At 49.9% G+C, this 7630-nt stretch carries 9 protein-coding genes and 2 tRNA genes; 4 read left to right on the top strand and 7 right to left on the bottom strand.

Translation table 11 applies throughout. The features are described 5' to 3' along the window. A partial coding sequence (locus tag MR847_RS03320; RefSeq protein ID WP_287722936.1) for a hypothetical protein occupies positions 1–373 on the top strand: 373 nt, incomplete at its 5' end. A gap of 202 nt (positions 374–575) precedes the next feature. Here MR847_RS03320 and MR847_RS03315 read toward each other — a convergent pair. The 3 genes from MR847_RS03315 to MR847_RS03305 all read right to left on the bottom strand — a co-directional run bounded on the left by MR847_RS03315 (position 576) and on the right by MR847_RS03305 (position 1263). Then, complete coding sequence (locus tag MR847_RS03315) at positions 576–824, bottom strand: hypothetical protein (protein WP_277002316.1); 249 nt, start codon at positions 822–824, stop codon at positions 576–578. A gap of 233 nt (positions 825–1057) precedes the next feature. After that, a tRNA-Lys gene (locus MR847_RS03310) sits at positions 1058–1130 on the bottom strand. 60 nt (positions 1131–1190) lie between these two features. After that, positions 1191–1263 (bottom strand) — tRNA-Lys (locus MR847_RS03305). A 112-nt stretch (positions 1264–1375) separates the two neighbouring features. On the opposite strand from MR847_RS03305, the gene MR847_RS03300 reads away from it, so the two are divergent. Next, on the top strand, positions 1376–2269 hold the full coding sequence (locus MR847_RS03300; RefSeq protein ID WP_277002313.1) for a tyrosine recombinase: 894 nt from the start codon (positions 1376–1378) through the stop codon (positions 2267–2269). 176 nt (positions 2270–2445) lie between these two features. On the opposite strand, the gene purB is transcribed toward MR847_RS03300, so the two are convergent. From purB to MR847_RS03285, 3 genes are all read right to left on the bottom strand, one after another. Further along, positions 2446–3888 carry an adenylosuccinate lyase gene (gene purB, locus MR847_RS03295; protein WP_277002310.1) on the bottom strand — a complete coding sequence of 481 codons (1443 nt, stop codon included), beginning with the start codon at positions 3886–3888 and terminating at the stop codon, positions 2446–2448. A 143-nt stretch (positions 3889–4031) separates the two neighbouring features. Continuing rightward, positions 4032–4943, bottom strand: a complete 912-nt coding sequence (gene mtgA, locus MR847_RS03290) for a monofunctional biosynthetic peptidoglycan transglycosylase (RefSeq protein WP_157798056.1) — start codon at positions 4941–4943, stop codon at positions 4032–4034. 25 nt (positions 4944–4968) lie between these two features. Next, the gene (locus MR847_RS03285; RefSeq protein ID WP_287722935.1) at positions 4969–6036 is read right to left on the bottom strand and encodes a toprim domain-containing protein; all 1068 of its coding nucleotides are present in this window, start codon (positions 6034–6036) and stop codon (positions 4969–4971) included. Between the two features lie 9 nt (positions 6037–6045). Between MR847_RS03285 and murB the strand changes: the two genes are divergently transcribed. Next, a complete protein-coding gene (gene murB / locus MR847_RS03280) occupies positions 6046–6936 on the top strand; it encodes a UDP-N-acetylmuramate dehydrogenase (RefSeq protein ID WP_277002305.1) in 891 nt (296 codons plus the stop codon). Between the two features lie 54 nt (positions 6937–6990). Here murB and MR847_RS03275 read toward each other — a convergent pair whose 3' ends face one another. Further along, positions 6991–7290, bottom strand: a complete 300-nt coding sequence (locus MR847_RS03275) for an MGMT family protein (RefSeq protein WP_287722934.1) — start codon at positions 7288–7290, stop codon at positions 6991–6993. Positions 7291–7377: 87 nt separating this feature from the next. Here MR847_RS03275 and MR847_RS03270 point away from each other — a divergent pair, with 87 nt between their 5' ends. After that, positions 7378–7569: a TM2 domain-containing protein gene (locus MR847_RS03270; RefSeq protein WP_100426434.1), complete on the top strand. Its 192-nt coding sequence runs from the start codon at positions 7378–7380 to the stop codon at positions 7567–7569. Positions 7570–7630 lie beyond the last annotated feature (61 nt).

The raw sequence follows: 7630 nt of genomic DNA, 5'->3' as shown, positions 1-7630 counted from the left end.
GATACACCCATTATGCAAAACGACAGCGAAGCAGAAGATTGCGATTTGGAATGGACCGTTACCATTAGTTATAAATAACAAAGAATCTCTACCCAACAGTTCCGAGGGGCTGTTTACCTCTGCGGCACGCTTTTCGGCCTTCTCGAACGCCCTTCTGGAACTTGACGCCCGCGAGCGCCTTCTCGTACGCCTTCTTCGCCACTTCCCAGGTGGTATACTTCTTGTTCTTCTCGACGTAGTCGATCTCGAACTCGAGCTGTTCAATGGAATGGACGGAGCCGGTTATACATCCGCGCTCGACTGCTTCGTGGACGAGGCGTTCACCGCTTTCCAGGCTCTAGATTTCGAATACGAAGCCTTGAAACCCGTGTAAAAATCGAACGGGCGACCGTCCATGAAAAACGTTTTATTTTTATTGCATAAATGAAGCTTACTCTGGCTTACATCAAATTTTTTTATGGTGAAAAAGAGAATCCGTTTGAATGTAAAGATCAAAATAAAATAATGCTTTGGGATTACGAAAGAGGCTACACTTTTACAAAAAGTGAAAAATTTCTTATCGATGAATACCACTGCTATGTAAAGAATTTCCAAGAAAAAATGGTATCCCGGGGGGCCTTCAAGAATTTGTCCCTTTTCTTCCATCCGTCCCTTTCTTCCGGCAGGAAGCGCCGTGCGTTCATCATGGAGAGCCATTCCTGCGCTTCCGACTTCCGCTTCGTCTTCAGGGATATGTACTTAACTTCCCCGTCGTCATTGATGCGTCCGTACCAGTAATCCGAGCCGTGAAGCTTGTTCGCCTGGCAGATGCTGTAGCTCTTCATCCGGGGCCTCCTTTGATCAAAATTTTTTACCGTTTTTTTACTGCTTCGCAGGTCAATTTTAGGCGGGACAAAAAAGCGACGGAAGCCGGGATCGAACCCGTTCCTTGCCGTCCCGTTCTCCGGGGCAGTACTTTGCCGATTCTAAAAATTACCGCTTCCGGACTCCGTCCCGTCCCTGCCGATTTTTCTGAACGCAAAGAAAAAGCCCCTTTTCTGTTCAAAAAGGGGCTTTATGGACGATGCAGGGGTCGAACCTGCGACCCGCTGATTAAGAGTCAGCTGCTCTACCAACTGAGCTAATCGTCCGTGTCCGCTGCAGCCAAAGCCTAAAGGACGGTGCTTACGCGAACGTTGGTATTTGTTTCGTGGATGATGCAGGGGTCGAACCTGCGACCCGCTGATTAAGAGTCAGCTGCTCTACCAACTGAGCTAATCATCCATGTCGTCATCGACGCGCACAATTATAAAAAAAGCAAAAACGAGTGGCAAGGGGAATTTGCAAGAAATAATCAAATTTTTTCTTATTCAGAGTTAAATATATTTTGGCAATCATGGAAAATGGTGAATGGTTAGATTCTTATCTCTCGTTCTTGGGCGTAGAACGTAATCTGTCCCAAGCTACGATCCAGAGCTATGAAGAAGACCTGCGCCATTTTGTGTACTGGGCAGACGAACGCGAGTCCAAAATCAGCGATCTCAAGCCCGAAAACCTAGACGAATTTTTGACGCAAATCGCCGGCAGAGAAGATTACAGTCCGACTTCCGTGGCAAGGCACTTTTCGAGCCTTCGCGGATTCCTCAAATTCCTTTTGCGTGAAAAGGTATTCCCCTACTCCACCGACAGCCTGCTCGCGACCCCGCGCATCGGCCATTACCTGCCACAGTGCCTGACCCGAGAAGAAGTCGATAGCATCTTTGAAAAAATCCAGGAACTTTCCAAGGCTCCGGAACGCGACACGGCGCTTCTCGAATTACTTTATTCAGAAGGGCTCCGCATTGCAGAAGCGCTTTCCATTCGCATTCAAGACATTGACTTCGAAAACGAATGGATTACACCGATCGGCAAGGGAAACAAGCAAAGGCTCGTCCCGCTCGGCGAAAAGGCGAAAGAAAATTTAAAGGTCTGGATGCAGGGGCCGCGACTTGCACTTTCTCCTAAATCCGATACCATCATCTTGAATTCCCGTGGCGGCAAAATGACCCGCATGGGAGCGTGGAAGCTGATCCAAAAATACACCGCGCACTTGAACAAGCATGTTACGCCGCACACATTCCGCCACAGCTTCGCGACGCACTGTCTTGAAGCCGGTATGGACCTGCGCGTTTTACAGGAACTGCTCGGACACGCAAACGTGACCACCACGCAGATCTATACGCACATCAGCGACCAGATGATTCAGGAAGAACACCGCACCTTCCACCCACGCGAAATCGGCAAACGCTAATTCCACCCAAACAAAAAACGGCGAAACTTGCATTCCACCGTTTTCACATTTCCTTAAAACTGAGCCTTACTCTATTTTTAGAACCGAGCAAGACAAGGCACGAAGGATTGCAGCGTACTTTCCGTATGTAAAAGCCCGAGCAACGACGAATCGCGACGTGTTATAGGGAAAATGGCTTAGACCTTCAGTTCACCGGCATCCAAAACATTCCAATCAGGAACGGCTTCAATCGCCGGAAGAACTTCGTCGCCGACAAACTTCACCACCTGCCCCGGAGCGCGGCCCACGAACTTGCGGAGGTCGAGGATTTCCTTGAGCTTCGCTTCAGTGATGCCGAGCTTCTGGAACTTTTCATTTTTGAGAACGCGTTCAAGGAGATCGTTATCCTTGCCCTGTTCCTTCACGACCTTGCCCGCTTCCATACTCATCACGCGGATTTCTTCGTGGAGTTCCTGACGGTCGCCGCCGTTCTTGACTCCTTCCATGATGATGTTTTCGGTAGCCATGAACGGGAGTTCGGCCATGATGCGCTTTTCGATGACCTTCGGGTAAACGACGAGGCCGTTGGTGACGTTCTCGGCGATAATGAGCATGGCATCCATGGCGAGGAACGCTTCCGGAATGGCGAGACGCTTGTTTGCGCTATCGTCGAGGGTGCGTTCGAACCACTGCGTTGCCTGGGTGAAAGCGGTGCTGTTCACTTGAGCCATCACGAAACGGGCGAGGGAGCAAATGCGTTCGCTCCTCATCGGGTTACGCTTGTAAGCCATGGCGCTGGAGCCGATCTGCGTCTTTTCGAACGGTTCTTCCACTTCCTTCACGCCCTGCATCAGGCGCATGTCGGTGGCAAACTTGTGCAGAGACTGAGCGATGGAACTGAGCACCTGGTTTACGCGGTTGTCCCACTTGCGGGTGTAAGTTTGGCCGGTGATGGTGAGAACGCGTTCGAAGCCAGCTTTTTCAGTCACACGACGGTCGAGTTCCATGATCTTTTCTTCGTCGCCGTTGAAGAGGTCCATGAAGCTTGCCTGCGTACCGGTCGTACCCTTCACGCCGCGGAACGGAAGGACCTTAATGAGGAAATTCAATTCTTCGAGGTCAATCAACATGTCCTGCAGCCAAAGGCAAGCGCGCTTGCCCACAGTCGTGAGTTGTGCCGCTTGGAAGTGCGTTGCACCGAGCTGCGGCATGTCCTTGTATTCCATCGCAAACTTGGAAAGCTTGTCCATCACACGGCAAAGGCGCTTGCGCACAAGGATAAGGCCCTGCTTCATCTGGATCAAATCGGTATTGTCACCGACGAATGCGGACGTCGCACCAAGGTGAATAATGCCCTTAGCCTTCGGGCACTGAACACCGTAAGCGTAAACGTGGCTCATCACGTCATGACGGCGACGCTTTTCTTCCGCTTCCGCCACGTCAAAGTTGATGTCCGTTGCGTGTGACTTGAGTTCGTCCACCTGTTCCTGTGTAATCGGAAGACCAAGTTCCATTTCGGATTCGGCGAGGTAGATCCACAGCTTACGCCAAGTCTCGAACTTGTGCTGCGGACTGAAGATGAAACTCATTTCCTTGGAGGCATAACGCTTGATCAGCGGGCTTTCGAACTCATTGCGCATATAAAATCCTTTGTTGATTTACAGAATAAATATAGAAAATCAAAATCCACCGCAGCAGAACGGAGTTATACAAAGCATAGAACAACGGCACCACATAATCGCATAGCCATGGGGTTACTAAACGTGATTGAATTCACGCAAAATCAGTTCGAAACGCTTGTTTCCCCACTTGCTGCCGACGAATCTGGCGGTGTGTTCAAAGCCTTCAAGCTGTCCACTTTCAGGCTGTCGCGTCGGGGGAACATATTCTGGTAAATCACCGAACGGCGGCTCGCCATAAAGCGGCTGTAACGTCCATTCGGATTATGTTTTCCGGGGCTTGCAAGGACCGCAGCCATATTGATCGACTGGTCAAGGTTCAACTTGTAAGCGCTCTTTTTAAAATATGCCTGGCTCGCCATTTCGCAGCCAAAAATATTCGGGCCCCATTGGGCGTAATTCAAGTACAGTTCAAGAATGCGATCCTTGCCGAGAATCTTTTCCATGAGAAGCGCATAGGCGAGCTCCTTGAACTTGCGTTCCCACGAACGTTCGCTCGAAAGGAACAGGTTCTTTGCAAGCTGTTGGGTAATCGTACTAGCGCCGAACTTGGTCTTGCCATAATAGCGGTTCGCATCGAGAGCTTCCGCAATCGCACGCACATCGAAGCCCGGATGATAGTAGAAGCCCGCGTCTTCGCTTGCGATCACCGCCTTCCGCAAATACGGGCTAATGCTGTCGAGAGGCACAAAGCGATGCTTGATCTGCGTTGCCGGATTCGAATCGACCAGAGCCTCCATGTAACGGCTCATTTCCGGGTTCGTAAATTCGAGCTGCTTCACATTATCGTAAATGTCGTAGCAGTAAACGAAACCTTTATACAAAAGGACGGACATCACCACGGTAAATGCAATCGCATACAACATCAAACCGAGCAGCGCGATCCGCACCAAACGGTCCACAATACGGTAAATCCATTTCAAAGCGCAAGCGATGACCGAAAGAGCCGTCCGCAAACCCTGCGGAAGCGACTTCCAGAAGTCGACTATTTTTTGTTTTAATTGAGAAGGCTTCACAGGCACGAATATAGAAAAGGGCGGATTACTTTTTTCCGCCGAACCAGGAATTGATGTCCTGCCCTTCCGCCATTTTAAAACTTTCGACCGTGATGCCTTCGCCAAGCGGAGACGCCTTGATGCCCGCCTTTTGCAAAACATCCACCACGACACGAGTCATAGCCCTGCCAGCCTCGTCCTGGTCCAAGCATACGATAACGTTCTTGTTTTTAAAGAGGTTAGCCCATTCCGGCTTAAAGGATTTGACCCCCGGAATTCCCACAGCCGGGAACCCGCGATCGATCATCGTGAGCGTATCCACGCAGCCTTCGCACAGGTAAATCCACCCAGGTTCACCATCGAGCAACGAAACGTGAAACGGGAACGGCACCTGACCGCGCAAGTTTAATTCCTTCGGCTGCGTATCCGGTTCAATGGACCGCGCCTGAAAAAAACGCGGAATCACCTTCGTATCGAGATACGGAAAAAGCAGACGATGTTTATAATAGCGCAGGTTTCCCTTATCATTAAAAAGGCCCGCTTTCTGCAAAACTTCAAGTCCGAACTGATCGAGCAAGGAACGGTTCACCCGGTCGTAATCGGTAATCACGCGCAAGCGCATCTTTTCCCAGGTTTTTTTGAAAATTCGGCGCTTTATAAGCCAAGGCGCCGCAGGAGAACCTTCCACCGGCGAGAGCTTTTCAAAAAAAGCGAGGATGATTTTTGCCCGAAGGATCGGATCGATTTCCGGTTCAGGAGCCTTGTGAACAACTTTGATCATCGGCATGGGTAAGGCTTCGTTCGAATTCCCCGTCGGCATGCCGAACTCATTCTGCAGCCAGCTGATGGCGCCCTTAAAGTCCAAATTTTTGGAAATTTCCACCAATTTGATGACGTCGCCACGCACATCCGGGCATACCCAACAATTAAAAAGCCCCTTGGATTCCGAAATCGAAACGCTGGGGGTACGGTCCCCATGGGCATGTCGCATCGCATACGGACAGCGAATTTTGCCTCGTACGACCGAATGACCCAAGCGTTCAGCCACCTGGGTGATAGAAATTGTGCTTTTTAAAGCCTCTAAATCGATACGTTCCGCCGTCATATTATGCATTTTTAAAATATGGAATTACTAAACAATATACTCGAAAATGTTGATTTGAAAAAGCTTACTACCTTCCGAATCGGTGGTACAGCCCGTTATTTCTACAAACCGGACACCTTCGAAGACCTCGTCGCCGCAAAAAAGTTCGCAGCCGAAAAGAATCTTCCATATTTTGTCATCGGTTGCGGATCGAACATTCTCGCTTCGGACGAAGGTTACGACGGACTCATCATCAAGCTCGGTAAGGGTTTCAGCGATTTCAAGTTTGAAAACGATACTCTGGTTGCCAAGGCTGGCGCCCCGCTGACACTCCTCGCTCGCAAGAGCGCAACGCTCGGACTTGCAGGCATCCACTTGCTCGCGGGCATCCCGGCTACCCTCGGCGGTGCTCTTTACATGAACGCAGGCGCCTACGACCAGGAAACCGGTCAGCATATCGTCTCCATCAAGGTTCTTGAAGAAGACGGTTCCATTAAGGATTACTCCTTCGAAGAATGCCAGTTCGGCTACCGCAAGTCCGTATTCCAGAATACGAAGAAGATCATTCTCGAAGCGACCTTCAAGCTGACCCCGGCCAACGCAGACGAACTCGTCGAAGCCCAGAAGAAGGTAATGGAATCCCGCAAGACGAAACAGCCGCTCGACCTCCCGAACGCGGGGTCCATGTTCAAGCGTCCGGTCGGCGGATACGCTGGTACCCTCATCGATGAAGCAGGCCTCAAGGGCACGAGCGTCGGCGGTGCTCAGGTTTCGACCAAGCACGCTGGCTTTATCGTGAACACAGGCAACGCAACGGCCAAGGACGTTTACGATTTGACCGAACTCGTGATCCAGCGCGTTTACGAAAACAGTGGCCACAAGTTCAAGCTGGAACGCGAAGTCGTGATGCTTGGAAAGATCGCTCCTTAATCATTTTTATAGAAGACAAAAATAAAGTCCTTCGTTATGAAGGTCTTTATTATTTTATTCGCGAAACTGAAACTTCAAAAGGTCGACTCGGTCACCGATGACTTCCACGCCGTCTTCTTGGAGACGCGCCTTTTGGCCTTCGATTCCGCCGAAAGCAAAATGTCTTGAAAGTTCCCCTGTTGCATTCACAACTTTGTAACAAGGATATTTCACCGGGTCCGGATTATTGTGCAAAACGATTCCCACCGCCCGTGCGAGTTTTTTATTTCCCAAGGAATCGGCGATCTGACCATACGTCACCACCTTCCCGTGGGGAATCCTCGTTAAATACCGATAAACCTCATCTTTCAGCATTCTTGAATCCAATCTAAATTTATACAGAGCCATCCTTAAAAGGCAAAACGACCAAAACTTTGTAGATTTAGGAAAAAAGGAGAATCTATGCCTCGTGAAGGAGAACATAATAAGTGGATAGCCCTCGCCCTCTGCATTCTGCTCGGCTATCTGGGACTGCACCGTTTTTACGAAGGTAAAATCTGGACGGGAATTCTTTGGCTTTGCACGGGCGGGCTTCTCGGTGTGGGAATCATCGTCGATGCAATCCTCATCGTCATGAAGCCGGAACATTATTAATTCATGCTAGTAACGTTTCTAATTGTACTTGCCCTGGTCATGATTTTCGGATCGGGAAGAA

This window comes from Hallerella sp. (assembly GCF_022776125.1).
Classification (GTDB): Bacteria; Fibrobacterota; Fibrobacteria; order Fibrobacterales; family Fibrobacteraceae; genus Hallerella; species Hallerella succinigenes.
The sequence above is the reverse complement of the archived record's forward strand: the minus strand, read 5'-3'. Positions and strand labels throughout refer to the sequence as shown.

What these genes read in the sequence shown, in the direction of transcription:
- MR847_RS03285 (WP_287722935.1), bottom strand. Translation starts at nt 6,036, where the DNA reads ATGCATAATATGACGGCGGAACGTATCGATTTAGAGGCTTTAAAAAGC.
- purB (WP_277002310.1), bottom strand. Translation starts at nt 3,888, where the DNA reads ATGCGCAATGAGTTCGAAAGCCCGCTGATCAAGCGTTATGCCTCCAAG.
- MR847_RS03275 (WP_287722934.1), bottom strand. Translation starts at nt 7,290, where the DNA reads ATGCTGAAAGATGAGGTTTATCGGTATTTAACGAGGATTCCCCACGGG.
- MR847_RS03270 (WP_100426434.1), top strand. Translation starts at nt 7,378, where the DNA reads ATGCCTCGTGAAGGAGAACATAATAAGTGGATAGCCCTCGCCCTCTGC.
- murB (WP_277002305.1), top strand. Translation starts at nt 6,046, where the DNA reads ATGGAATTACTAAACAATATACTCGAAAATGTTGATTTGAAAAAGCTT.
- MR847_RS03300 (WP_277002313.1), top strand. Translation starts at nt 1,376, where the DNA reads ATGGAAAATGGTGAATGGTTAGATTCTTATCTCTCGTTCTTGGGCGTA.
- MR847_RS03315 (WP_277002316.1), bottom strand. Translation starts at nt 824, where the DNA reads ATGAAGAGCTACAGCATCTGCCAGGCGAACAAGCTTCACGGCTCGGAT.